Source organism: Pseudomonas sp. (assembly GCF_041601375.1).
Lineage (GTDB): Bacteria > Pseudomonadota > Gammaproteobacteria > Pseudomonadales > Pseudomonadaceae > Aquipseudomonas.
Genome location: NZ_JBFIIG010000052.1, coordinates 1 through 24,161 on the forward strand (window position 1 = coordinate 1; position 24,161 = coordinate 24,161).

A 24,161-nucleotide genomic window follows, 5' to 3' on the forward strand; every position below is an offset into this window, starting at 1 on the left:
CGGCAGCGCCCGCCGTCACTGGCAGTTCTCCCTGGCCGCGGTGAGCGCGGCGCGCTTCGATGACGAGACGGACAGCTGGCTCCTCACCGAGGACAGCACCGAGCACCGGATCAAATGCTTCGCGGCAGTCAGCGGCGACAACCTCGACGGCGACGACGACAGCCAAGCCAGCGACGACTGAGAGCGGGTGAAAAACGCCCGCCTGCTGCGACCACCTCCAGGCGCCCGCGGCTGGCGTTGCACTCGATAGTGTCATGACCTCGGCTACCTGCGCAGCGCCATACCGGTGCAGATGATCGCCCTGGAACCGGGTCAGATCCAGGCCGCCGATGCCAGCTTCGACAACATCGTCTGCACCTTTATCCTATGCACCATCCCGGACGCCGTGGCCGCGTTGAAGGAGATGCGCCGGGTGCTGAAACCCGCGGCCACCTGCTGTTCTGCGAACACGGCCTGGCCCCGGATGCCCCGTGGCGCGCTGGCAGAACCGCCTGACGCCCTACTGGAAACCCCTGGCCGGCGGCTTCAGCATCGAGCAGCTGCACACCGGCTACCTGAACGGCCCCAGACCGATGACGCTGGTCTATCGCGGCTGGGCTCATTGAACCCGTCGCACCGATCCACGACCGCCTTTTATCCGCGCCAATCAGACCGTATGCTGTCGATGGTTGCTGGATAAGTTCATTGGATTGAAAGCGGTTAGCGCATGAAGCCACCCTCGACACGCCCCTGCAACACCCGCTATACCTGCCTTGGTGGCCTACTGGCACTGTGCATGCTCTGCGCCTCGCCGGCCTGGGCGCAACCGCGCGAGGTGCGCGTGGGGGTCTATGCCAATGAGCCGAAGATCCTGCTCGGCGAGGACGGGCAAATCTCCGGCATCCTCGGCGAGCTGCTGGGGGAAGTCGCCCGCAAGGAGAACTGGCGCCTGATCCCGGTGCCCTGCGACTGGCAGGCCTGCCTGGAGCTGGCGCAACGCGGCACAATCGACCTGCTGCCGGATGTGGCCTTCAACCAAGCGCGCGCGCGGTACCTGGACTTTCACCAGCAGCCCTCGCTGTATAGCTGGTCGCAGCTGTACAGCCGCGAGGAGGCCAAGCTCGAATCGGTCCTCGACCTCAAGGACCGACGCATCGCCGTGCTGGCCGGTTCCATCCAGGAAAACTACCTGCAAACGCTGCTCGACAGCTTTGGCCTGCACGCCCGCTTGATTCCCGTGCAAAGCCTGGCCGAAGGCTTCGACCTGGTGGCCAACCGGCAGGCCGATGCGGTGGTGGCCAATCAGCGCTTCGGCGACTACCAGGCGCCAAGCTACCAGCTGCGCAGCACACCGATCATGTTCCAGCCCGCGCAGCTGTTTTATGCCACCCGCAAGGGCGCCAACGCCGACCTACTGAACAGCATCGACCGGCATTTGCGCGAGTGGCAAGACTCCCCCTCATCCTATTACTACCAGACCCTGCAGCGCTGGGGCGGCGAACGACCCAGGCTGCTGGTGCCGACCGCCGCCTGGTGGGGCCTGGCCATCCTGGCCGGCCTGCTGCTGACGGCACTCGTCGCCGCCTTCGTGCTGCGCCGCCAGGTCGCCGAGAAGACCCGTCACCTGAAGGCCAGCGAACGGCGCCTGAACACCATCCTCGACAGCGTCGAAGCCTATATCTACATCAAGGATCCCGAACTGCGTTACCAGTACGCCAACCGCAAGGTCTGCGAGCTGTTCGGCCTGCCGCTGGCGCAGGTGGTGGGGCAGACCGACGAACGCTTCTTCGACGCCGCCACCGCGGCCAACCTGCGTGACAACGACCACCGCGTGCTGCTGCTCGGCGAACGGGTGGAGACCGAGGAAATCAACCGCAGCCCGGACGGCAGCCTCGAGCAGACCTACCTCTCGGTGAAGCTGCCGTTGCGCCAGCCGGACGGGCGTATCTACGCCCTGTGCGGCATCTCCACCGACATCAGCGAGCACAAGAAGAACCTCGAACAGATCCACCGCCTGGCCTTCTACGACCTGCTTACCGGCCTGCCCAACCGCCGCCTGCTGCTCGACCGCCTGCAGCATGCCCTGGCGCAGCGCAGCCGCAACCAGCTGGACGGCGCCCTGCTGTTCATCGACCTGGACAACTTCAAGGATCTCAACGACACCCTCGGCCACGACATGGGCGACCAACTGCTGCAACAGGTGGCCCAACGCCTGAACAGCCATGTCCGCGAGGAAGACACCCTGGCCCGCCTCGGTGGCGACGAGTTCGTGCTCATGCTCGAAGGGCTGCACCTGGAGCACCCCGAGGCCATCGCCCAGATCGAAACGGTGGCAAGCAAGCTGATCCAGGCCCTCGGCGAACCCTATGTGCTGCAGGGGCGCAGCCACACCAGCACCGCCAGCATCGGCATCGCCCTGTTTTCCGAGGCCCGGGGCACGGTGGATGAACTGCTCAAGCGCGCCGACCTGGCCATGTACCAGGCCAAGGCCGCCGGTCGCAACACCCTGAGGTTCTTCAACCCCGAGATGCAGGCCGAAGTCAGCGCCCGCGCCAACCTGGAAAACGACCTGCGCCAGAGCCTGGGCGCACGCCAGTTCATCCTCCACTACCAACCGCAGGTCAACACCCTGGGCCAACTGCTCGGCGCCGAAGCCCTGGTGCGCTGGCAACACCCCAGCCGCGGCCTGGTGGCCCCGGGCGAATTCATCCCGCTGGCCGAAAGCACCGGCCTGATCCTGCCGCTGGGCCGCTGGATCCTGTACAGCGCCTGCCAGCAACTGGTGGCCTGGGCTGCAGACCCCAAGCGCGCGCAACTGACCATGGCGGTCAACGTCAGCGCGCGGCAGTTCCACCACCGTGATTTCGTCGAGGACGTGCTCGCCGTGCTGGATGAAACCGGGGCCAACCCCCAGCGCCTGGAACTGGAACTGACCGAGAGCCACCTGGTGCAGGACGTGGAGACCATGATCGTCAAGATGGGCCAGCTCAAGGCCCGTGGCGTGCGCTTCGCGCTGGACGACTTCGGTACCGGCTATTCGTCGCTCAGCTACCTCAAGCGCCTGCCGCTGAGCCAGCTGAAGATCGATCGCTCCTTCGTCCGCGACCTGCTCAGCGACCCCAGCGATGCGGCCATCGTGCGCACCATAGTCGCCCTGGGCGACAGCCTGGGCCTGCAGGTGATCGCCGAAGGCGTGGAAACCCTGGCCCAGCGCGACGCCTTGCTGCGCCTGGGCTGCCAGCGGTTTCAGGGCTATCTGTTCGGCAAACCGGAACCGGCGCAGAGGCTCGAGCAGTGGCCCCTGCCGGCCGGCACCAGCCGCGCTTGAGCCGGCTGACCCAGCTCAAGTCTCGGACGCAGCCCCTTCGAGTCTGAGCCGAAACAGATCGGACGCGGCAAAATCCGCCACGGCCATGGGCCGGGCAAAAAAGTAGCCCTGGTAATGCAAGCAGCCATTGCTCAGCAGGCTGTCGCGCTGGTCCGGGGTTTCCACGCCTTCGGCGATCACCTCCAGCTTGAGGCTTTGTGCCAGGGCGATGATCGCACGCACGATGGCCAGGCTGCTGGGATTGCCCGGCAACTCTCGCGTGAACGACTGATCGATCTTCAGCTGATCCAGCGGTAACTGCTGCAGGTAGGCCATGGACGAATAGCCCGTACCGAAGTCATCGATGGAGAAACGGATACCCATGGTTCTCAGGGCCTGCATGCGCACGATGGCTTCGTTCATGTCCGTCAGCAGCAATGACTCGGTCAGCTCCAGCTTGAGGCGCTGGGGGTTGGCTCCGCTACGCTGCAGGGTCTGTTGCAGCGCCTCGACAAAGCCTGCCTGATAGAGCAGGCGCGCACTGAGATTCACCGACAGGCTCAAGTCGGCGCTGTGTGGCTGCTGTGCCCACTGCGCGAGCAACTCGCAGGCGGCACCGAGCACCTGCATATCCAGGCTTTCGATCAGCCCGCAGCACTCGGCGATGCCGATAAATGCCCCAGGCCCGAGCAAACCGCGGTACGGATGCTGCCAGCGCACCAGCGCCTCGGCACCGTTCAGGCGCCCCCGTTGATCCAGCTGCGGTTGCAGGTACAGGAGGAATTCGCCGCTCTGCAGCCCCCGGCGCATATCCGCTTCCAGCTGCAGGCGAGCGCTGACCGCCTCCTGCATTTGCGGGTCGTAGAAACTCAGGGCGTTCTTGCCCGCGGCCTTGGCCGTGTACATCGACAGGTCGGCGCGCTGCATCAGTTCATCCACCGAATGCCGATCGTCGCTGAACAGCACCACGCCCAGGCTGGCACTGCTGAACAGGCTGTGCCCGCTGGCCAGATAGGGCTGGCGCAGGGCGTCGAGCACCTTGGCGCCCAGGTGTTCGATCTGGGAGGCGGCTTCCTCGGCACGGCTCTCCAGCCCTTCGAGCATCAGCACGAACTCGTCGCCTCCCAAGCGGGCCACGGTATCGCGCTCACGCAGGCTATGCCGTAAGCGCTCGGCAACCTGGCACAGCAGCTCGTCACCGACCTGATGGCCATACAGGTCGTTAACATTCTTGAAGTTGTCGAGGTCGAGAAACACCAGCGCGGCATGCTGGCCGCTGCGTCGGCTCAGCGCCCGTGCCTGCTGCAGGCGGTCGCGCAGCAGGCGCCGATTGGGCAGTCCTGTGAGGGCATCGTAGAACGCCAGGTGCTTGATCTTCTCCTCGGCGGACTTGCGCTCGCTGATGTCGGTCAACGACGCCACGTAGTTGCTGACCCGCCCGCGCTCATCGCGCACCGCACTGATGGCCAGCCACTCGGGAAAGACTTCGCCACTCTTGCGCCGGTTCCAGACCTCCCCCTCCCAGATGCCCGTCTCGATCAGGGTCTGCCACATGGCCTGATAGAACTCCGGGCCATGCCGCCCGGAGCTGAGCATCTGGGTGGTCTGGCCGATGGCTTCGGCGGCGCTGTAGCCGCTGATCTGGCTGAAGGCGCGGTTGACCTTGAGGATCCGCGTGCTGGCATCGGCAATCAGCATGCCCTGCTGGGATTCGAAGGCAATAGCGGCAATCCGCCGATCCAGCTCCAAGTTGACCCTGTCGGTAATATCACGGGCGATGAACACCACAGCTCGCTTGCCCTGTAGCGGAGTGTCCAGGCGCTTGGCGCGCCCCTCGAACATCCGGTGGCCGGAGGGCGTGCGCATGCCGTATTCCAGGGTTTGCGGGTGGTCGCTGGCCAGGGTTCGGGCAATGAAGGCAATGAAGCGCTCCGTCTGGCCAACGGACAGCACATCGGCCAGGCGCTTGCCGACCAGGCCGACACCGCCGCCATGGAGCAGCTGCGGGTCGGGGGCCATCACCTCCAGGTAGCGCCCCTCCTCGTCCAGTACCAGGGTCAGGTCCGGGCTGGCCTCATTGATCGCCCGCAGACGCGCCTCGCTCTCACGCAGAGCCTGACGATCGCTGGCCTGCAGGTAGATATCCTGCAACAGCAGCCCCAGCAGCACGGTGGCCGGCGTCAACACCAGAAAAATCGGCACCGCGACCTGCTGCAGCGCCTGGCTGAAATTCTTGGCCGGCAACAGGCTCAGGCTCAGCACCAGCAACAGATGCACCAGCACACCGAACAACAGCAGCTGCCAGGCGCCGATGCGCAGCCAGTTGCGCTGGCAGGCCGCCCGATAGGCCAGGCCCAGCAGCACCGGCATGAGGATATTGAGCAGGCCCGGAATGACCCCCACGCCACCCAACCAGAGCCGATAGGCGCCGGCCATCAGCCCGGCTATGGCCGCCACCAGCGGGCCACCGAACAAGCCGGCCATGCTCAGCACCACGCTGCGCGCATCGAAGATCAGCCCCTCATGGAGGGTGAGCGGCACCAACATGCCGATCACGCAGATAGCGCCTAACAGGCCACCGGCAAGCAACTGGCGCAGCAGTTGCCGCTGGACATGCCGCATATTCAGGGCCTGCAGCCAGCACAGCGCGATCAGCAGAGCCGCGCTCTCGATAAATTTCAGGGTCATGGAGCAACTCGAGGGGTTTACCAACGCTGGCGGGCATTGGAGGCCAAATGCCAGCAACGGCACATGATAGCAATTTACCAGCAGCCGCTCAGACCGTAGGTCGGGCAAGGCTGCTCCTAGTTCGAGGGCTCGCGCAGCTGCAGGGCGTCCACCAGGCCCGCGGCGATGGCCATGCCGACCAGATCGGCGAGGGTCTCGGCCTGCATGCGCTTCATCACCCGCGAGCGGTAGAGGTCGACGGTCTTGACGCTGATCGCCAGTTGCTCGGCCACTTGCCGATTGGTGTAGCCGCACACCAGCGGCAGCAGCACATCGCGCTCGCGCGGGGTGAGCCGGTCGAGGCGCGCCTGCACCGCCTGCAAGCGCTGATCCAGCGCCGGGGTCGCCGACGGCCGACTCAGTGCCTGCTGCACGCTGTCGAGCAGCAACTGCTCGTTGTAGGGCTTCTCGATAAAGTCCACCGCGCCGGCGCGAAAGGCGCGCACCACGATCGGCACATCGGCATGGCCACTGACGAAGATGATCGGCATGTCGATGCCGCGCTCGCGCAGGGCTTCCTGCACATTCAAGCCACCCATGCCGGGCATGCGCACGTCCAGCAGCACGCAGCCGCGGGTCTCGGCCGCGCAGGCCTCGAGAAACGCCCGGCCGCTGGTAAAGGGCAAGGCCTTGAGCCCCACCGACTCCAGCAGCCAGACGGTGGAATCGAGCATGCCCTGGTCGTCATCGACCACATACACCTGTTGTTGCGTTTGCCCGCTCATCCTTCGCTCCTCGTGTCGCTCTCGTTCACGGCTCCGTCGGCCCGCCCCAGCGGCAGCCGACATTCCAGGCAAAGCCCGCCCGCCTGACCTGGATGAGCCTCCAGGGCGCCGCCGAAGCCTTCGATAATGCTGCGGCTCATCGACAACCCCAGGCCCAGCCCTTCCGCCTTGCTGGTGTAGAACGGGGTGAAGATGTGTTGCAACTGCGCCGGGTCCACGCCAGGGCCCTGGTCACTGACCCAGACGCACAGCTGGCCGCCACGCTCGCCGGCGCTCAGTTCGATGCGCGAGGGCTGGCCCGGGTGGGCTTCGCGGTTGGCGTCGATGGCGTTGCGCAGCAGGTTGAGCAGCACCTGCTCGAGCAGCACCCGGTCGGCGTAGACCGGCGGCAGATTATCCGCCAGTTGCTCGATGATATTCACCTGCCAGTTGCTCGCCTCCCACTGACACAGGCGCATCGCCTCGCGGGCCACCTGGGCGATTTCCAGAGCCTGGGTGCGGCGCTGCCCCTTGCGCAGGAAGGCGCGCAGACGCTTGATCACCTCGGCGGCGTGGTTGGCATGTTCGGTGATGCGTTCCAGACCCCGGGCCACCTTGTCGGCCGCCTCAGGATTAGTGCCCAGGGCCTTGAGGTAGCGCTGGCTGGCACTGGCGTAGTTGACCACCGCCGCCAGCGGCTGGTTGATCTCGTGGGCGATGCCCGACGCCAGCTCGCCGAGGGTGACCAGCCGCGCGGTGTGCGCCAGTTCGTCCTGGTGGTGGCGCTGCTGGGCCTCGCGCAATTCGCGTTCGGTCATGTCGCGGGCCACCAGCGAATAATAGTGCTCACCGCCACTGCCGCGATGGGCCAGCAGCACCAGCGAAACAAGCAAGGGCGCGCGCTGCCCCAGCGGCCGCAGGCGCACCTCGGCGCTCCACACTCCGCGGCTGTCGGCAGTGGCCCAGCCGTTGGCCTGCAATTGCTGCCAATCGTCTTCGGCGAGCAGCGCATCCAGGGTTGGCAGCGGCTGGTTGGCGGCGATATCCAGGGCATGCCGGGCCGATGGATTGAGGTAGGTCAGGCGCCCGGCCGGGTCGATGAACAGCACCAGGTCGGTGTTGGCCTCGACCACCTCAGCCAAACGCCGCTTGTTCTCCTCGGCCTGCACCCGCGCGGTGATGTCGCGCGACACGCTGACCACTTCCACCACCGCACCGGTGTAGGTTTCGCGGATCGCCCGGCTGGCGGTCTCGAACCACAGGTAGCGGCCATCGCGGTGAGCGATGCGGAAGGTCATGGTGTGATAGCCATCCTGTTCCAGCGCTTCGCGGGTGCTGCGCACCAGCTGCGCCTGGTCCTGACGGTGGAACAGCGCCTGCACCCGGGTGCCGCGCAGCTCTTCGGGCCAGTAGCCGAGCAGCGTCCAGCTGGCCGGCGAGGCATCGAGGAAGCGCCCGTCCGGGGTGTGCCGGGAAATCAGGTCGGTGGTGTTTTCGGTGATCAGCCGATACAGGCGGCTGGCCTTGGCCGCCTCGCGTTCGGCCTGCACCTGCTCGGTGGCCAGGCGACAGCGGGCCAGTACCTGCTGCTCCAGCGGATCGGGCACGAACAGCCAGATCAGGATCTGCCCCTCGACCTGGGCCTCGACCCCATCGATCGCCCGCCCCTGCTGCAGGCAGGCCCGCACCAGTTGCGCGGCGTTGACCGGCAACAGCTCCAGCGCCGCCGGCAGGGGCCGCTCGCCGAGCAGATTGAGCATGGCCGCATTCAACTGCAGCGGTCGCGCCTGGGTATCCAGCAGCAAGCTGGGTTGCGGATCGCTGCCGAGCAGGGCACTGCCGCGGGCCTGTGCGGCCAGGCTGGCAAGCAGGGCCAGCAGCAGCTCGTGGATAAACCCCAGCCAGTCGAGGCCCACCCCTTCCTGCAACTCGACCAGCAGCAGGCCGGGCTGCCCAGCATCCAGCTCCAGGGTCAGCACCTGGCCATGGCTGATGGCCGCGCGGCGCACCCGACCGGCCAGCCAGCAAGGTAACTGCCGCAACTCGCCCAGGCTTAGCCGCGGCTCGACCTGCAGACGCTCGAACAGCAGCAGATCGCTGGCCTGCAGGGGGTCGCCGAAGCCCGGCGGCAGATGGGCAGCCGCGCCTTCATGGCTGTAGATACCGGTGGCCGTCTGCCAGCCGAGAAAGAACGCCTGGCGCACCTCTGGGCAGGCCTGCAGGGTGCGGCGCAGGGCGTCGGCACGCACCGCCAGCGGCAACGCCTCGCGCTGTAACCGCAGCCAGCTGTGCAACTGCACGCGGATCTCACTCATCGCTTCTGCTTCCTTATCGCCGGCACAGCGCCGCCCTGTGATTGGCCAGACGCGAGCATCGCGGCAACGCCGTCCGAATGCAAAGCGACCAAGGGCTATAGCCGATAACAATACTAGTAAACATACTATAAGACTATGGCTTAGTTGCCATATAAAACTATTAAAAGCTATAAATAGCCGAAGCCAAAACTGCGGCACGCCTGCCGTGCGCCGAACCGGCCGACAAGAGCAAACAATCTGCCATGGGTATTCGCATGTCGATCTACGAACAGGGCCTCGCCCCCGCCGCCGTCAATCATATCGCCCTCTCGCCCCTGAGCTTTCTCGAGCGCACCGCCAGCGTCTATCCGCACTACCCGGCGGTGATCCATGGCTCGATCCGCCGCGACTGGAGCGAGACCTATGCGCGCTGCCGCCGCCTGGCCTCGGCCCTGGCCGGCCGCGGCATCGGCAAGGGCGACACGGTGGCGCTGATGCTGCCCAATACCCCGGCGATGCTCGAAGCGCATTTCGGCGTGCCGATGATCGGCGCGGTGCTCAACCCGCTCAACGTACGCCTGGACGCCGAGGCCATCGCCTTCATGCTGCAGCACGGCGAAGCCAAGGTGCTGATCACCGACCGCGAGTTCCATGAAGTGATCCACGCCGCGGTCGGCATGCTCGATCATCCGCCGCTGGTGATCGACGTCGACGATCCGGAATACGGCGAAGGCCAGGCGGTCAGCGACCTCGGCTACGAGGCCCTGCTGGCCGAAGGCGATCCGCACTTCGCCTGGCAATGGCCGACTGACGAATGGCAGGCGATCAGCCTCAACTACACCTCCGGCACCACCGGCAACCCCAAGGGGGTGGTCTACCACCACCGCGGTGCCTACCTCAACTCGCTGGGCAACCAGATGACCTGGGCCATGGGCCACCACCCGGTGTACCTCTGGACCCTGCCGATGTTCCACTGCAACGGCTGGTGCTACCCCTGGACCATCACCGCCCTGGCCGGCGTGCACGTGTTTTTGCGCCGGGTCGACCCGCAGAAAATCCTCCACCTGATCCGCGAGCACAAGGTCAGTCACCTGTGTGGCGCGCCCATCGTGCTCAACGCCCTGGTCAACATGCCCGAGTCGGCCAAGGCGGCCATCGAGCACCCGGTCAACGCCATGGTCGCCGGTGCGGCGCCGCCGGCCAAGGTGATAGGCGCGGTCGAGGAGATGGGCATCAAGGTCACCCACGTCTACGGCCTGACCGAAGTCTACGGCCCGGTCACCGTGTGCGCCTGGCATGCCGAATGGGATGAGCTGCCGCTGGAGCAGCGAGCGCAGATCAAGTCGCGCCAGGGCGTGCGCTACCCGACCCTGGAAGGGCTGATGGTCGGCGATCCCAAGACCCTGAAGCCGACGCCGCGCGATGGCGAGACCATCGGCGAGATCTTCATGCGCGGCAACACCGTGATGAAGGGCTACCTGAAGAACCCCAGCGCCACCGCCGAGGCCTTCGAGGGCGGCTGGTTCCACACCGGCGACCTGGCCGTGTGTCACCCCGACGGCTACGTGGAAATCAAGGATCGCCTGAAAGACATCATCATCTCCGGTGGCGAGAACATCTCCACCATCGAGGTGGAAGCCGTGCTCTATCGCCACCCGGCCGTGCTGGAAGCGGCCGTGGTCGCCCGCCCGGACGAGAAGTGGGGCGAGACCCCCTGCGCCTTCATCACTCTCAAGGTCGACCAGCAGAGCACCCGCGAGAGCGAAATCATCGCGTTCTGCCGCGAGCACCTGGCCGGTTTCAAGGTGCCCAAGACCGTGGTCTTCACCCAGCTGCCGAAGACCAGCACCGGCAAGATCCAGAAATTCGTCCTGCGCGACAGGGCCAAGGCGCTCTGATCCCACCCCCCCCTAGCCCGGCTGCATCCGGGCTAGGGCTCAAAGACAGCGTTTGCACAACAACAATAACCGGCCCAGGCGGCCGACGGAGAACCCTCATGCAAGTCTTCAAGCGTCGTGACGGCGATGAACAACCCTACTGGCCGCTCGGCCCGTTCAAGGTGCGCCTGCCGTTTATCCACTACCGCTGGGAAACCGCGGAAATGCTCCAGGCGCTGATCATGTTCGTGGTCAGCCTGGCGATGATTCCGCTGCTGGAAAAATACCTCGGCCTGCCCTATGACGTGGCCCTGGCCTACGTGGTGGTGTGTGGCATCGGCTTCATGCTGCCGGCGCTGCTCGGGGTGCCCTTTGTGCCCGGCTGGATCACCCCGGGCATCCCGGTGGTGCTGCTGTTTCTCGGTAACTTCGAGCCCGGCCCGCAGGCCATCCAGGCGCTGTTCGCCCTGCAGTTTCTGGTATTCGTGATTTTCCTGGTGCTCGGCGTCACCCGCCTGGGCAGCACCCTGGTCAAGATCATTCCCAACTCGATGAAGGGCGGCATCATCATCGGCGCCGGCATCGCCGCGCTGATGGGCGAAATCTCCACCGGAGGGCGCCTGGCCAACACGCCGATCTCGCTGGTGCTGGGCAGCCTGATCTGCCTTTATCTGATGTTCTCGGTGTCGTTCAAGGGCCTCACCGAGCGCGTACCCCTGGCGCGCAAGATCGTCAACTACGGCATGGTTCCGGGCATGTTGATCGCCATCTTCATCGGCATCGCCGTCGGCGAATACCAGATGCCCGACGTGCGCTTCGGCATCACCGCACCGGCCTTCGCCGAGATGTGGAACTACCTGCCGTTCAACGTCGGCTTCCCCGGCCTGGACGTGTTCCTGCTGGCCGTCCCCACCGCGGTAATCGCCTACATCATCGCCTTCGGCGACATCATCGTCGGCCAGTCGCTGATGCAGCGCGCCGACGAACTGCGCACCGATGAGGTGATCGAGAACAACATCGATCGCGTGCACCTGGTGACCGCCCTGCGCAACGCCCTGCACGCCTTCTTCGCCCCCTACCCAGGTTTGGCCGGGCCGCTGTGGACCGCCGTCGCGGCGACCATGGCCGAGCGTTACAAGTACGGGCGCAAGGCCATGGACTCGATCTACAGCGGCGCCGGCACCTTCTGGATCACCGGCTTCATCGCCCTGTTCGCCCTGCCGCTGGTGAGCTTCTTCCAGCCGGTACTGCCGATAGCCCTGTCGCTGACCCTGATTCTCACCGGCTATATTTGTCTGATGGTCGGTTTCGAACAGCTCAACAACAACACCGAGCGCGGCGTGGCCGGCACCATGGGCGTGGTCCTGGCCGTCTACGGCGCAGGCTGGGGTCTGGCCGCCGGTGCCGCGCTGTACATCCTGGTCGAGCGCACCCACCTGCTCAGGTTCGCCTCGAGCAAGGACAAGACCAGCGGCGCCCCCGAGGTCGACTGACGCGCTATAACCCTACTTATCTTGCCCACGCCGCAGGTTCGCCTGCGGCACTCTGTTTTTGAGGTGCCCCATGCCCGAGTACAACGCCCCCCTGCGCGACCTGCGTTTCGTCCTCCACGAAGTCTTCGACGCGCCAGCCCTGTGGGCACGCCTGCCGGCCCTGGCCGAGACCGTGGATGCCGCCACCGCCGACGCCATTCTCGAAGAAGCGGCCAAGGTCACCGGCAGCCTGATCGCCCCGCTCAACCGCAGCGGCGACGAGGAAGGCGCGCAATGGGTCGCCGGCGAGGTGCGCACCCCGGCCGGCTTCAAGCAGGCCTACGCCACCTATATCGAGGGCGGCTGGGTCGGCCTGTCCGGCAACCCGGCCTACGGCGGTATGGGCATGCCCAAGATGCTCGCGGTGCAATTCGAGGAGATGCTCTATGCCGCCGGCTCCAGCTTCGCCCTCTATTCGGCGCTGAGCTCCGGCGCCTGCCTGGCGATCGACGCGCATGCCAGCGAAGAATTGAAGAACACCTACCTGCCGCCGATGTACGAAGGCCGCTGGGCCGGTTCCATGTGCCTGACCGAGGCCCATGCCGGCACCGACCTGGGGATCATCCGCACCAAGGCCGAACCCCAGGCCGACGGCAGCTACAGCATCAGCGGCAGCAAGATCTTCATCACCGGCGGCGAACAGGACCTGACCGAGAACATCATCCACCTGGTGCTGGCCAAGCTGCCGGGCGCGCCGGCCGGGCCCAAGGGCATCTCGCTGTTTCTGGTGCCGAAAGTCGTGGTCAACGGCGACGGCAGCCTGGGCCCGCGCAACGCCGTGAGCTGCGGCTCGATCGAACACAAGATGGGCATCAAGGCCTCGAGCACCTGCGTGATCAACTTCGACGGCGCCCAGGGCTGGCTGATCGGCGAGGCCAACAAGGGCTTGGCGGCGATGTTCACCATGATGAACTACGAGCGCCTGTCGATCGGCATCCAGGGCATCGGCTGCGCCGAAGCCTCCTACCAGGCCGCCGCCGCCTATGCTCGCGAGCGCCTGCAGAGCCGCGCCGCCACCGGCCAGGTTGCACCGGACCAGGCCGCCGACCCGATCATCGTGCACGCCGACGTGCGCCGCATGCTGCTGAGCATGAAAGCCATGACCGAGGGCGGCCGCGCCTTTGCCTGCTACGTCGGCCAGCAACTGGACCTGTCCAAGTTCTCCGCCGATGCCGAGGAACGCCAGCAGGCCGACGCCCTGGTCGCCCTGCTCACCCCGCTGGCCAAGGCCTTCTTCACCGACACCGGTCTGGACAGCTGCATACACGGCCAGCAGATCTTCGGCGGCCACGGCTACATCCGCGAGTGGGGCCAGGAGCAACTGGTGCGCGACGTGCGCATCGCGCAGATCTACGAAGGCACCAACGGCATCCAGGCCCTCGACCTGCTCGGGCGCAAGGTGGTGGCCAACGGCGGCGCGGCTTTGCGCCAGTTCGCCGGCGAAGTCCGCCACTTCGCCCACCAGCACGAAACGCCCTACGGCAGCGAGCTGGTCACCGCCCTGGAGCGCCTGGAAGCGGTCAGCGGCTGGCTGCTGGAACAGGCCAAGACGGATGCCAACGCGGTCGGCGCCGCCTCGGTGGAATACCTGCACCTGTTCGGCTACGTCGCCTACGCCTACATGTGGGCGCGCATGGCGGCGGTGGCCGAGGCCAAGCACGACGAGGACCCAGCCTTCTACGGCGGCAAGCTGGCCACTGCGGCCTTCTATTTCGCCCGCCTGCTACCGCGCAGCCTGAGCCTGGAGGCGAGCATCCGTGCCGGCAGCGCGCCGCTCTACGGACTGGCCGCCGAACAGTTCTAAGCGTAGGGCGGGTGCAACCCGCCACTGCCAGCCTGGCGGGTTACACCCGCCCTGCATGATTGAGCGTTTGCGCGGTGGGCGGGCAACCAGACATCGCGCTTTTTTATTCAAGCCGTAGGGTGCACCCTGCGCACCGATAGCAGACACCCGGACGAGAAGACTATGCGTACCCTGACCACTCTGACCGGCAACAGCCAGAAACTCGACGGCGGCGCCATGTTCGGCAACGCGCCCAAGGCCCTCTGGCAGCGCTGGATGACACCCGATGAACAGAACCGCATCGACCTCGGTTGCCGCGCCCTGCTGGTGCAGGAAGAGGGCCGCAACATCCTGGTGGAAACCGGCATCGGCGCCTTCTTCAGTCCCGAACTGAAAGACCGCTTCGGCGTCCAGGAGGACCGCCACGTGCTGCTCGATAGCCTGGCCGAACTGGACCTGCGCGATGCCGACATCGACATCGTGCTGCTCACCCACCTGCACTTCGACCACGCCGGCGGCCTGCTCGCCGCCTGGGAAGCGGGCCAGCCGGCGCGCCTGCTGTTCCCCAAGGCGCGCTTCGTCACCGGCAAACGCCAGTGGCAGCGTGCCTGCCAGCCCCACGCCCGCGACCGCGCCTCCTATATCCCGCAACTGCTGAGCCTGCTGGAAAGCAGCGGCCGCCTGACCCTGCTGGAGGACAGCGAACACTGCCAACTGCTCGGCCCGGACTGGCGCCTGCACTGGAGCGACGGCCACACCCCGGGGCTGTTGCTGCCGGAAGTGAGCATGCCCGGCGGTCCGGTGCTGTTCCCCAGCGACCTGATCCCCGGCGCGCCCTGGGTGCACCTGCCGATCACCATGGGCTACGACCGCTTCCCCGAAGGCCTGATCGAGGAGAAGACGACACTGCTGGCCGACCTGTTCGAGCGCGGCGGTCGCCTGGTGTTCACCCATGACCCGGAGATCGCCATGGGTCGGGTGGTGCGCGATGCAAAGGGTCGTTACGGTCTGAGCGACAGCCTCAGCGAAGTGCGCGGGCGGGTCGAATAGACCCGCAATAAGTCGGTGCGCACGGCGCACCCTACACAGCCCGGCGCCTTTGTAGGGTGCGCCATGCGCACCGCCCCCGTTAAAGCCCGCCGCTGACGCCCAGGCCCACACCCAACTCGGTCGCCAGCGAGAACGGCAGCAACAGGGTATCCAGCAGAGCACTGGCGGGCAGGTCGAGGCCGGGGTATTCAGGGGCTTCGGCGCCGAAACGCTCCTGCGCACAACAGCCGTCGTTCAACGCATACAGATCCAGACGGGTGCCGGCATAGATCACCGGTGCGCCGGGCTTGGCCGCATCCAGGGTGCGCAGCGTGGCGCAACCGCTGCTCAACAGCATGAGCAGCAGGCAGCCCGTACGCACGGCGGTGTTACTCATCCGAGACCCGATGGTGCTCGCCCCAGCGCGGCAGCATGTCCTGGGGCACGCCCAGGCAGTTGAGGATGCGCGCGACGACGAAGTCGATCAGGTCGTCGATGGTCTGCGGCTGGTGATAGAAGCCCGGCGCCGCTGGCAGGATGGTCGCGCCCAGGTTCGACAGCTTGAGCATGTTCTCCAGGTGGATGCTGGAGAACGGCGCCTCGCGCGGCACCAGGATCAACTGCCGGCGCTCCTTGAGCACCACGTCGGCGGCGCGTTCGATCAGGTTGTTGCAGGCGCCGGTGGCGATCGCCGACAGGGTGCCGGTCGAGCATGGCACCACCACCATCGCCGAGGGCGCGCCCGAGCCGGAGGCCACCGGGGCCATCCAGTCCTCCTTGGCGTAGACGCGAATCTGCCCAGGCGCCGCACCGGTGTACTCACTGAGGAATGCCTGCATGGCCTGGGGCTTGGCCGGCAGGGTCACGTCCGTTTCGGTGGCCAGCACCAGTTGCGCGGCCTTGGAAATCAGGAAATGCACCTCACGGTCCTCCTGCACCAGGCAATCGAGCAGGCGCAGGCCGTACTGCGCGCCGGAGGCGCCGGTCATGGCCAAGGTAATGCGTTCCGGACCGTTCATGCGAACTCCGTAGGGCGGGTGCAACCCGCCGGTTCATGGTCAATGGCGGGTTGCACCCGCCCTACTTCAATGCCTCGGCCAGCTTGCCGTGCAAGCCGCCGAAACCGCCGTTGCTCATAACCACCACCTGGGTGCCCGGCGCGGCTTCGGCCTTGACCCCTTTGATGATCGCCTCCAGCGAATCGCAGACCCGGGTCGGCACCGTGGACGAGGCGACGGTCGCCGCCAGGTCCCAGCCGAGGTTGGCCGGGGCGTACCAGTACACCGAGTCGGCCTGAATCACCGATCCCGGCAGGCCATCGCGGTGGGCGCCGAGCTTCATCGAGTTGGACCGCGGCTCGACGATGGCGATCAGGTGGGCATCGCCGATGCGCTTGCGCAGGCCGTCGAGGGTGGTGGCAATCGCCGTCGGGTGATGGGCGAAGTCGTCGAAGATGGTCACGCCGTTGACTTCGGCGACCTTCTCCATGCGTCGCTTGGCGTTGATGAAGCTGCACAGCGCGGCAACGCCGAGCTCCGGCACCACGCCGACATGCCGCGCCGCCGCCAAGACCGCCAGGGCGTTGGCCACGTTGTGCTGGCCGCTCAGTTGCCAGTCGACCACGCCGGCGGTGTTGCCGGCGAAGCTCACCTCGAAACGCGAGCCGTCGGCGCTGAGCAGGCGCGCCTGCCACTGACCGCCCGGGCCTGTGGTCTGCACCGGGGTCCAGCAGCCCATCTCGACCACCCGCTGCAGCGCCACGTCCGCAGCCGGGTGGATGATCAGGCCATCGCCGGGAATGGTCCGCACCAAGTGGTGAAACTGCCGCTCGATCGCCGCCAGGTCCGGGAAAATATCCGCGTGGTCGAATTCGAGGTTATTGAGGATCGCGGTGCGCGGGCGGTAGTGGACGAACTTGCTGCGTTTGTCGAAGAAGGCGCTGTCGTACTCGTCGGCCTCGACCACGAAGAACGGCGTGCCGCCCAGGCGCGCGGAAATCCCGAAGTTCTGCGGCACCCCGCCGATCAGAAAACCCGGGGTCATGCCGGCGTGCTCCAGCACCCAGGCCAGCATGCTGCTGGCGCTGGTCTTGCCATGGGTGCCGGCCACCGCCAGCACCCAACGGCCCTGCAGCACATGATCGGCCAGCCACTGCGGGCCGCTGACGTAGGGCAGGCCCTGGTTCAGCACGTATTCCACCGCCGGATTGCCGCGCGACAGGGCGTTGCCGATCACCACCAGGTCCGGCGCCGGATCGAGCTGCGCGGCGTCGTAGCCCTGGGTCAGTTCGATGCCCTGGGCTTCGAGCTGGGTGCTCATCGGCGGGTAGACATTGGCGTCGGAACCGGTGACCCGATGGCCCAATTCCTTGGCCAGCACGGCCAGCGAGCCCATGAAGGTGCCGCAGATACCGAGAATATGGATATGCATGATTTACCTTGAAGGCGTCCTCGAAAACCGGCCACAACAGGCGCTGAAAAATCTCGCCGCAGGTTAGCACAGCGCCCTGCGCCGTTCTCGCCGTGTAACGCGCAGGACCAGCCCCAATCAGGTTGCAGGGCGTAACTGCACAATCAAACGCTTGCTTGGATTGCGCTTTCCAAAAGCTTTAGGCAGCATCGGCTCGTCCGCTGGCATAGCTGATGCAATGCCAGCCCAGCCAATCATTAATGCCGAGGCACGCCATGCGTATCATTCCAGCTACCCTGGAGCACCTGGACCTGCTGACCCCGCTGTTCGTCGAATACCGCGAGTTCTACGGCGAACTGCCTTTCCCCGACTCCTCGCGCAAGTTCCTGGCTACCCGTCTGCAGCGCAAGGAATCGGTGATTTACCTGGCCCTGGCCGACGACGAGGACAAGCTGCTCGGCTTCTGCCAGCTCTACCCCAGCTACTCCTCGCTGTCGCTCAAACGCGTGTGGATCCTCAACGACATCTATGTCGCCAAAGACGCGCGGCGGCAGCTGGTTGCCGATCGCCTGCTACAGACCGCCAAGAAAATGGCCAAGGAAACCAACGCCGTGCGCATGCGCGTCGCCACCAGCCGGGATAACGAGGTGGCGCAGAAGGTTTACGAGTCGATCGGTTTCGTCGAAGACGAGCAGTTCAAGAACTACGTGCTGCCCATCAACCTCGATTGAGCGGGGCGCCGCCGGTCCAACCCGGCGGCCAGATCGGAGCCTGCGCCAGCCGCGCTGGTTCGCCTAGCCCAGCAGGCTCAGCCACAAGCCGAACCCCAGCTGAATCACCAAGGCGCCGAGCAAGGCCAGCCGCCAGGGCTGTGCCCGCAGGTTGACCCGAGCCGGGATCGGCGGATGCGCCAGCGGTTCCTGCAACGCCTGGCGAAACTCCGACAAGGCCTCGAACCGCGCGGCCGGCTGGGGCGCCAGGGCCCGAGCCAGCACGCCGTCCCAACCGGCCGGCAAGTGTGCGGTGAAGCTGGACAGCGGCACATAGCGGCTCGGCGACCCGCCTTCCGGTTCCGGACACGCTATTTCCGGCCACCGGCCACAGATCAACCAATAGGCCAGGGCCGCCAGGGCGAACTGATCGGCGCGGCCATCCACCCGCTGTTCGCCGCGCAACTCCGGCGCCAGCGGGATCGCCTCGGCGGGCAGCGGCTGACGCGGCACGCCCGGCAAGAGCGCGGCGTGCTCCGGCAACAGCAACAGCCGCCCGCCCGCACTGATCAGGATGTTCCGCGGGCTCAGCCACAGCCCCTGCATACCGCGGCGCTGCAGGGCGCGCACGGCCGCGATCGCCTGATCGAGCAGAGCCAGCAGGGTCGTTCCCTGCACAGGGCCATGGGCCGCGGCCCAATCGGCCAGGCTGCGCAGCCCCGGTGCAGGCGGTTCGAACAGCAGGAAGGCATGCCGACGCGGCCGGTGCGACGACAAGACCCGCGGCAAGCTGGCCACCGGACTGCGCCGCAAGGCCCATTCACGCTGCCAGAACACCTCGTCGGCGGCCTGCTCGGCGAACCACAGCAAGGCCTCGCGGGCGCTTTCGTCGCGCGCCCGGAACAGCCGGCCGGGCGGGCCGAACGGGCACTCGTCGAGCAGCGTCCAGCCATCCACCTGCATGCCGGTCGCGGCCTCGGCCAGCGCCGGCCACTGCTCCGGCGGCGCAGTCGGCGCCAGGCTTGCGGCCGCTCCCGGCAACAGCAACGCGGCGGCGCCGGGCGCCTTGAGCCAGGGCGCCAGCAGCGCCGGCATGCTCTCCACGGCAAGCGTCTGGCAGCCGGCGCCGAAGGCGTCCAGATCGGCCACGTCGAGCAATGGCTGCGGCGCCAGCAACAGTGCCTCCCCCTCGCTCAACGGCAGACTGTGCTGCACCAGCGCCAGCTCGGCCTGCATGCCCAGCTGCATGTCCTCACGCCCCGCCAGGCACCGCAGGCCGCCGCCCTGGTGGCGCAGCAGCCCCACCGCACCGGCCTGCAGGAACTGCGCAGCGCCCCCCTGCAGCAACAGCAGCCCGGCATCCAGACGCGGCACCCCGCGCCCTGCCTGCCGGCGGTGGAACAGTTGCTGATTGAGCGCCGCCAGCACCTGCCGCGCCGCCTGCGCCTCGCTCCAGCCCGCGGGCGTGCAGCGATAGTCGGCGAACAGCGCATCCAGATAACCCTGCAGCTGCTGCACCACATCGGGGCACTCGCGCGCCCACAACAAAGCCACCAACAACAGCGGTGGCCGCCCCTGCCGACCCGCCAGCCACATCGCCCGCGCCCGTGCCGCCTGGGCCGGCAGGTCGATGCCGCCGCCCAGCAGCAGACTGACGGCAGGATGATCCATGCGTTCTATCGACATCGGCAGCCCCCCCGGACAGTACTGCCGATAGCGTTGCAGCCTTTATGCCGACTCGCTGCAGCTTGCCGCACACACAGGCGCCGCTTATGGTGAACAACCGTGCAACCCGAGCCTGTCCCATGTGGTCGTTCCGCGCCTGGCGCCGCAAGCGCATCCTTGCCCGCCAGCCAATATCCCCGACAACCTGGGCCGAGGTGCGTCGGCGCCTGCCGCTGCTCGACGGCCTGAGCGACAGCGAAGAGCAGCGCCTGCGCGAACGCGCCGTGCTGTTCCTCCACGACAAACACCTGAGTGCCCTGCCCGGCGTCGAACTGGACGCCATCGACCGCCTGACCCTGGCGGCGCAGGCCGAGCTGCCGCTGCTGCACCTGGCCGAACTCGACTGGTACCAGGGCTTCCACGAGATCGTTCTCTACCCCGACGACTTCGTCAGCCCGCAACGCCACCGCGACGCCAGCGGCGTGGTCCACGAGTGGGAGGGCGAGCACAGCGGCGAAGCCTGGCAGCAGGGCCCGGTGATCCTCGCCTGGCCCGGGGTGCAGAGCAGCGGCGGCTGGGACGCCTACAACCTGGTGATTCACGAACTGGCGCACAAGCTGGACATGCTCAATGGCGATGCCAACGGCCTGCCGCCCTTGCACCGCAGCATGCGCATCAAAGACTGGGCCAGCGCCATGCAAAGCGCCTACGACGCCATGAACGCCCAGCTCGACGCCGACCCGCACAGCGCAACCGCCATCGACGCCTACGCCGCGGAAAATCCGGCGGAATTCTTCGCGGTTACCAGCGAATACTTCTTCAGCGCCCCGGACCTGCTGGTCGAAGCCTTTCCCGCGGTCTATGCACAGCTCGCGCTGTTCTACCGTCAGGACCCGCTGGCGCGCCTGCAGCGCCTGCAGGCCGAGCACCCGGACTATCGCACTACACCCAAAGACAGCCGCCACACGACCAATGGCTAGGCATCCCGGCATAGCAACGGCCGGAGAATATGCCTATAATCCGGCCACTTTTTTTAGCCCATCCCCGGGAGCCACTCCATGAGCTACAGCAAGATTCCAGCCGGTCTCGACCTGCCGAACGACATCTACGTCGCCATCGAAATCCCGGCCAACCACGCGCCAATCAAATATGAAATCGACAAGGACAGCGATTGCCTGTTCGTCGACCGCTTCATGGCCACGCCGATGTTCTACCCGGCCAACTACGGCTACATCCCCAACACCCTGGCCGACGATGGCGACGCCCTCGACGTGCTGGTCGTGACCCCGTATCCGGTAGCCCCCGGCTCGGTGATCCGCGCGCGTCCGGTTGGCGTGCTGCACATGACCGACGAAGCCGGCGGCGACGCCAAGCTGATCGCCGTGCCCCACGACAAGCTCAGCCAGCTGTATGTGGACGTGAAGGAATACACCGACCTGCCGGCCCTGCTGCTCGAGCAGATCAAGCACTTCTTCGAGAACTACAAGGATCTCGAGAAAGGCAAGTGGGTCAAGGTAGAAGGCTGGGGCAACGCCGACGCAGCCCGCGCCGAAATCATCAAGGCAGTGGCGGCTTACCAAAAATAAGCCGACACCACCCCCTGAAACCGGCCACAAGCCGGTTTTTTTATGCCTGCCATCCATGGCAGTCACCCTTCGGGCCGTCGCTACGCGACGTTAAAAATGGCTCCCGGCCATTTTTTATGTCTGCCGTTCGTGCTTGGCTGACTCTATGGTCAGGCCTTACTCTCCAGCCTTTTGTCGCGAGCACGGTCCATGCCCTATTCAGACATCCTCCTGCTGGCACTTGCCGGTTTCGCCGCCGGTGGCATGAATGCCCTGGCCGGCGGCGGTACCTTCTTCTCCTTTCCGGCCCTGCTCGCCGCCGGTCTGCCGCCGGTGACGGCCAACGCCACCAATGCCGTGGCGCTGTGGCCCGCCAGTCTGGCTGGGGCCTGGGCCGCGCGGGCAGCGCTGCGCCCGCTCGGTCGCTATCTGCTGCCCTTGCTGCTGGCCGGTTTATGCGGCGGCCTGGCAGGCGGCCTGTTGCTCCTGGCCAGCGGCGACGATGTGTTTGCCAACCTGATCCCCTGGCTGCTGCTGGCCGCCACCGCGCTGTTCGCCGCCAGCCCCTGGCTCAGTCGCTGGCTGGCGGCACGCCGCGCCGAAGCCGCGCAACCGCCGCACAGCAAGCTGTCGCTCGCCGCGCATATCGGCGTGTCGATCTACGGCGGCTATTTCGGCGCCGGCATGGGCATCCTGCAGCTGGCGGCATTCTCCATCGAAGGCCACCCGCTGGGTCGCGCCAACGCCCTGAAGAACCTGATTTCGGCGGTGATCTACAGCATCGCCACCCTCACCTTCGTGATCGCCGGCCGGGTCAGTTGGTACGAGCTGGCGATACTGCTGGTCGGCGCGACGCTCGGCGGCTATACCGGCGGCGCCCTGGGCCAGCACTTGCCGCCGGCGCTGCTGCGCGCCTGGGTCATTCTGGTGGGAGCCAGCATGACCCTCTATTATTTCTGGACGACCTATTTCGCCGGATGAGCCGATGCACGGGGCTGCGCATTTGTTGGGCTTCGTGCAGCTCAGTCCACCCGAGGAGCCTGCGTCTCCGTTGATTTGCCCGCGCGGCGCGGCTCTGCTAGTGTCGCGCCGGTTACAACGCCTGCCCGAACCCCCGCCAGAGAATGCCCGCCATGGCCCGTAAAAAAGCCTCGCTCGACTTCGAGCAGTCCCTCACCGACTTGCAGAACCTGGTCGAGCGCCTGGAGAACGGCGAGCTGTCGCTGGAAGACTCGCTGACCGCCTTCGAGCAGGGCATCCGCCTGACCCGCGACTGCCAGGCCGCCTTGGCTCAGGCCGAGCAGAAAGTGCAAATCCTCATGGAGCGCGATGGCGAACTGGAGGAAGCCCCCTTCGACGCGGATCGCCAGGCATGATCGCGGCCTACCAGGCGCAGTGCCAAGGCCGCGTCGATGCGGCGCTGGAAAGCCTGTTCCAGGCCCCGCATAACGAATTGCAGCGATTTTACCAGGCCATGCGTTACAGCGTGGTCAACGGCGGCAAGCGCGTGCGCCCGTTGCTGGTCTATGCCGCCTGCGAAGCCCTCGGCGGCGAAGCGGAACGCGCCGATGGCGCGGCCTGCGCGGTCGAGCTGATCCATGCCTACTCGCTGGTGCACGACGATCTGCCGGCGATGGACGACGACGACCTGCGTCGCGGCCAGCCCACCACCCACAAGGCCTTCGACGAGGCCCTCGCCATTCTCGCTGGCGATGGCCTGCAGAGCCTGGCCTTCGAGGTGCTCGCCGATGCCAGGCGCAATCCGCATGAGGCCGAGCTGCGTCTGGCGATGATTGCCAGCCTGGCCCGCGCCGCCGGCCCCGCCGGGATGGTCGGCGGCCAGGCCATCGACCTCGGTTCGGTCGGCCAGAAGCTCGATCAGGCGGCACTGGAACTCATGCACCGGCACAAGACCGGCGCCCTGATCGAAGCCAGCGTGCGCCTCGGCGCCCTGGCCAGCGGCCGTGCCGACGAGCGCACGCTGCAAGCCCTGCACAACTATGCTCACGCCATCGGCCTGGCCTTCCAGGTGCAGGACGACATCCTCGACGTGGAAAGCGACACCGCCACCCTGGGCAAGACCCAAGGCAAGGACCAGGCCCACCACAAGCCGACCTACCCGGCGCTGCTCGGCCTCGATGCCGCCAAGGCCTACGCCCTGGAACTGCGCGACCAGGCACTGCACGCCCTGCGCCCCTTCGACCACGCCGCCGAACCGCTACGCGAGCTGGCCCGCTATATCGTCGAACGCCAGCACTAGCAGTACTGTCGAGCTAAACGCGGTAGGAGCGGCTTTAGCCGCGAATTCTTCGCGGCACAGCAAAGCTTCGCGGCTGAAGCGGAACGCCGCCCGGCCGCTCCTACAGGTACCCACAAGCCGACAGACACGATTGTCCCCCGTTTGCTACGCGACAGCGCTGCGTCGAAGAGGGCGAGCGAACGCCTACCTGAAGCGGATACAGCCATCACCCGAGCAAGGCGCTCCGTGCCAGTGCCAGCAACTGTTCGCGCAGCCAGCGGTTGGCCGGCTCATTCTCCGCCTGCTGCGACCAGTACAGGTTCAGGGTCACCGGCGGCAGC

19 protein-coding genes and 1 pseudogene are annotated in these 24,161 nt (G+C 66.5%); 13 read left to right on the forward strand and 7 right to left on the reverse strand.

Annotated features, from left to right (window positions below):
- The 3 genes and pseudogenes from ABZE94_RS09535 to ABZE94_RS09545 form a co-directional block, all read left to right on the forward strand.
- Positions 1 to 181: DUF5629 family protein (locus tag ABZE94_RS09535; protein WP_372875294.1), on the forward strand; the 181-nt coding region annotated here is incomplete at its 5' end.
- A gap of 99 nt (positions 182 to 280) precedes the next feature.
- Positions 281 to 605, forward strand: a pseudogene (locus ABZE94_RS09540) (class I SAM-dependent methyltransferase); the annotation flags it as partial.
- Between the two features lie 101 nt (positions 606 to 706).
- On the forward strand, positions 707 to 3,307 hold the full coding sequence (locus ABZE94_RS09545; RefSeq protein ID WP_372875295.1) for an EAL domain-containing protein: 2,601 nt from the start codon (positions 707 to 709) through the stop codon (positions 3,305 to 3,307).
- Positions 3,308 to 3,322: 15 nt separating this feature from the next.
- Here the strand turns inward: ABZE94_RS09545 and ABZE94_RS09550 are convergent, their stop codons facing one another.
- The 3 genes from ABZE94_RS09550 to ABZE94_RS09560 all read right to left on the reverse strand — a co-directional run bounded on the left by ABZE94_RS09550 (position 3,323) and on the right by ABZE94_RS09560 (position 9,032).
- Positions 3,323 to 5,974 (reverse strand): EAL domain-containing protein, encoded by a 2,652-nt coding sequence (locus ABZE94_RS09550; RefSeq protein WP_372875296.1) that lies wholly within the window; start codon positions 5,972 to 5,974, stop codon positions 3,323 to 3,325.
- Between the two features lie 116 nt (positions 5,975 to 6,090).
- On the reverse strand, positions 6,091 to 6,738 hold the full coding sequence (locus ABZE94_RS09555; protein WP_372875297.1) for a response regulator transcription factor: 648 nt from the start codon (positions 6,736 to 6,738) through the stop codon (positions 6,091 to 6,093).
- On the reverse strand, positions 6,735 to 9,032 hold the full coding sequence (locus ABZE94_RS09560; protein WP_372875298.1) for a PAS domain S-box protein: 2,298 nt from the start codon (positions 9,030 to 9,032) through the stop codon (positions 6,735 to 6,737). Before ABZE94_RS09560 ends, ABZE94_RS09555 begins: the two co-directional genes overlap by 4 nt.
- A 254-nt stretch (positions 9,033 to 9,286) precedes the next feature.
- Between ABZE94_RS09560 and ABZE94_RS09565 the strand changes: the two genes are divergently transcribed.
- The 4 genes from ABZE94_RS09565 to ABZE94_RS09580 all read left to right on the forward strand — a co-directional run bounded on the left by ABZE94_RS09565 (position 9,287) and on the right by ABZE94_RS09580 (position 15,253).
- A complete protein-coding gene (locus ABZE94_RS09565) occupies positions 9,287 to 10,909 on the forward strand; it encodes an acyl-CoA synthetase (RefSeq protein WP_372875299.1) in 1,623 nt (540 codons plus the stop codon).
- A gap of 98 nt (positions 10,910 to 11,007) precedes the next feature.
- Positions 11,008 to 12,381 carry a solute carrier family 23 protein gene (locus tag ABZE94_RS09570; RefSeq protein ID WP_372875300.1) on the forward strand — a complete coding sequence of 458 codons (1,374 nt, stop codon included), beginning with the start codon at positions 11,008 to 11,010 and terminating at the stop codon, positions 12,379 to 12,381.
- Between the two features lie 70 nt (positions 12,382 to 12,451).
- The gene (locus ABZE94_RS09575) at positions 12,452 to 14,224 is read left to right on the forward strand and encodes an acyl-CoA dehydrogenase C-terminal domain-containing protein (RefSeq protein WP_372875301.1); all 1,773 of its coding nucleotides are present in this window, start codon (positions 12,452 to 12,454) and stop codon (positions 14,222 to 14,224) included.
- Positions 14,225 to 14,386: 162 nt separating this feature from the next.
- Positions 14,387 to 15,253 (forward strand): MBL fold metallo-hydrolase, encoded by an 867-nt coding sequence (locus tag ABZE94_RS09580; protein ID WP_372875302.1) that lies wholly within the window; start codon positions 14,387 to 14,389, stop codon positions 15,251 to 15,253.
- Positions 15,254 to 15,332: 79 nt separating this feature from the next.
- Here the strand turns inward: ABZE94_RS09580 and ABZE94_RS09585 are convergent, their stop codons facing one another.
- From ABZE94_RS09585 to mpl, 3 genes are all read right to left on the reverse strand, one after another.
- Positions 15,333 to 15,629 (reverse strand): YceK/YidQ family lipoprotein, encoded by a 297-nt coding sequence (locus ABZE94_RS09585; RefSeq protein ID WP_372875303.1) that lies wholly within the window; start codon positions 15,627 to 15,629, stop codon positions 15,333 to 15,335.
- A complete protein-coding gene (gene ubiX / locus ABZE94_RS09590; protein WP_372875304.1) occupies positions 15,622 to 16,251 on the reverse strand; it encodes a flavin prenyltransferase UbiX in 630 nt (209 codons plus the stop codon). The genes ABZE94_RS09585 and ubiX overlap by 8 nt, the downstream gene beginning before the upstream one ends.
- Positions 16,252 to 16,312: 61 nt before the next feature.
- Positions 16,313 to 17,662, reverse strand: coding sequence for a UDP-N-acetylmuramate:L-alanyl-gamma-D-glutamyl-meso-diaminopimelate ligase (gene mpl, locus ABZE94_RS09595; RefSeq protein WP_372875305.1), 1,350 nt, complete (start codon positions 17,660 to 17,662; stop codon positions 16,313 to 16,315).
- Between the two features lie 254 nt (positions 17,663 to 17,916).
- Between mpl and ABZE94_RS09600 the strand changes: the two genes are divergently transcribed.
- A complete protein-coding gene (locus ABZE94_RS09600; RefSeq protein WP_372875306.1) occupies positions 17,917 to 18,372 on the forward strand; it encodes an N-acetyltransferase family protein in 456 nt (151 codons plus the stop codon).
- 63 nt (positions 18,373 to 18,435) lie between these two features.
- Here the strand turns inward: ABZE94_RS09600 and ABZE94_RS09605 are convergent, their stop codons facing one another.
- Positions 18,436 to 20,037, reverse strand: coding sequence for a protein kinase (locus ABZE94_RS09605; RefSeq protein WP_372875307.1), 1,602 nt, complete (start codon positions 20,035 to 20,037; stop codon positions 18,436 to 18,438).
- 119 nt (positions 20,038 to 20,156) lie between these two features.
- On the opposite strand from ABZE94_RS09605, the gene ABZE94_RS09610 reads away from it, so the two are divergent.
- From ABZE94_RS09610 to ispA, 5 genes are all read left to right on the forward strand, one after another.
- Positions 20,157 to 20,996: a zinc-dependent peptidase gene (locus ABZE94_RS09610; protein ID WP_372875308.1), complete on the forward strand. Its 840-nt coding sequence runs from the start codon at positions 20,157 to 20,159 to the stop codon at positions 20,994 to 20,996.
- Positions 20,997 to 21,074: 78 nt separating this feature from the next.
- Complete coding sequence (ppa, locus tag ABZE94_RS09615; RefSeq protein WP_172150007.1) at positions 21,075 to 21,602, forward strand: inorganic diphosphatase; 528 nt, start codon at positions 21,075 to 21,077, stop codon at positions 21,600 to 21,602.
- A 189-nt stretch (positions 21,603 to 21,791) separates the two neighbouring features.
- Entirely contained in the window at positions 21,792 to 22,562 is a 771-nt protein-coding gene (locus tag ABZE94_RS09620; protein ID WP_372875309.1) for a sulfite exporter TauE/SafE family protein, read from the forward strand.
- A 152-nt stretch (positions 22,563 to 22,714) separates the two neighbouring features.
- Positions 22,715 to 22,957: an exodeoxyribonuclease VII small subunit gene (locus ABZE94_RS09625; RefSeq protein WP_090503946.1), complete on the forward strand. Its 243-nt coding sequence runs from the start codon at positions 22,715 to 22,717 to the stop codon at positions 22,955 to 22,957.
- Positions 22,954 to 23,841 (forward strand): (2E,6E)-farnesyl diphosphate synthase, encoded by an 888-nt coding sequence (ispA, locus tag ABZE94_RS09630; protein ID WP_372875310.1) that lies wholly within the window; start codon positions 22,954 to 22,956, stop codon positions 23,839 to 23,841. Before ABZE94_RS09625 ends, ispA begins: the two co-directional genes overlap by 4 nt.
- Positions 23,842 to 24,161: the final 320 nt, after the last annotated feature.

Bases quoted from the DNA above. Each gene is read 5' to 3' on its own strand.
- ABZE94_RS09550 (WP_372875296.1), bottom strand. From the start codon at position 5,974: ATGACCCTGAAATTTATCGAGAGCGCGGCTCTGCTGATCGCGCTGTGC.
- ABZE94_RS09580 (WP_372875302.1), top strand. From the start codon at position 14,387: ATGCGTACCCTGACCACTCTGACCGGCAACAGCCAGAAACTCGACGGC.
- ABZE94_RS09545 (WP_372875295.1), top strand. From the start codon at position 707: ATGAAGCCACCCTCGACACGCCCCTGCAACACCCGCTATACCTGCCTT.
- ABZE94_RS09605 (WP_372875307.1), bottom strand. From the start codon at position 20,037: ATGTCGATAGAACGCATGGATCATCCTGCCGTCAGTCTGCTGCTGGGC.
- ABZE94_RS09555 (WP_372875297.1), bottom strand. From the start codon at position 6,738: ATGAGCGGGCAAACGCAACAACAGGTGTATGTGGTCGATGACGACCAG.
- ABZE94_RS09600 (WP_372875306.1), top strand. From the start codon at position 17,917: ATGCGTATCATTCCAGCTACCCTGGAGCACCTGGACCTGCTGACCCCG.
- ABZE94_RS09570 (WP_372875300.1), top strand. From the start codon at position 11,008: ATGCAAGTCTTCAAGCGTCGTGACGGCGATGAACAACCCTACTGGCCG.
- ubiX (WP_372875304.1), bottom strand. From the start codon at position 16,251: ATGAACGGTCCGGAACGCATTACCTTGGCCATGACCGGCGCCTCCGGC.
- ispA (WP_372875310.1), top strand. From the start codon at position 22,954: ATGATCGCGGCCTACCAGGCGCAGTGCCAAGGCCGCGTCGATGCGGCG.
- ABZE94_RS09585 (WP_372875303.1), bottom strand. From the start codon at position 15,629: ATGAGTAACACCGCCGTGCGTACGGGCTGCCTGCTGCTCATGCTGTTG.
- ppa (WP_172150007.1), top strand. From the start codon at position 21,075: ATGAGCTACAGCAAGATTCCAGCCGGTCTCGACCTGCCGAACGACATC.
- ABZE94_RS09575 (WP_372875301.1), top strand. From the start codon at position 12,452: ATGCCCGAGTACAACGCCCCCCTGCGCGACCTGCGTTTCGTCCTCCAC.
- ABZE94_RS09565 (WP_372875299.1), top strand. From the start codon at position 9,287: ATGTCGATCTACGAACAGGGCCTCGCCCCCGCCGCCGTCAATCATATC.
- ABZE94_RS09625 (WP_090503946.1), top strand. From the start codon at position 22,715: ATGGCCCGTAAAAAAGCCTCGCTCGACTTCGAGCAGTCCCTCACCGAC.
- ABZE94_RS09620 (WP_372875309.1), top strand. From the start codon at position 21,792: ATGCCCTATTCAGACATCCTCCTGCTGGCACTTGCCGGTTTCGCCGCC.
- mpl (WP_372875305.1), bottom strand. From the start codon at position 17,662: ATGCATATCCATATTCTCGGTATCTGCGGCACCTTCATGGGCTCGCTG.
- ABZE94_RS09610 (WP_372875308.1), top strand. From the start codon at position 20,157: ATGTGGTCGTTCCGCGCCTGGCGCCGCAAGCGCATCCTTGCCCGCCAG.
- ABZE94_RS09560 (WP_372875298.1), bottom strand. From the start codon at position 9,032: ATGAGTGAGATCCGCGTGCAGTTGCACAGCTGGCTGCGGTTACAGCGC.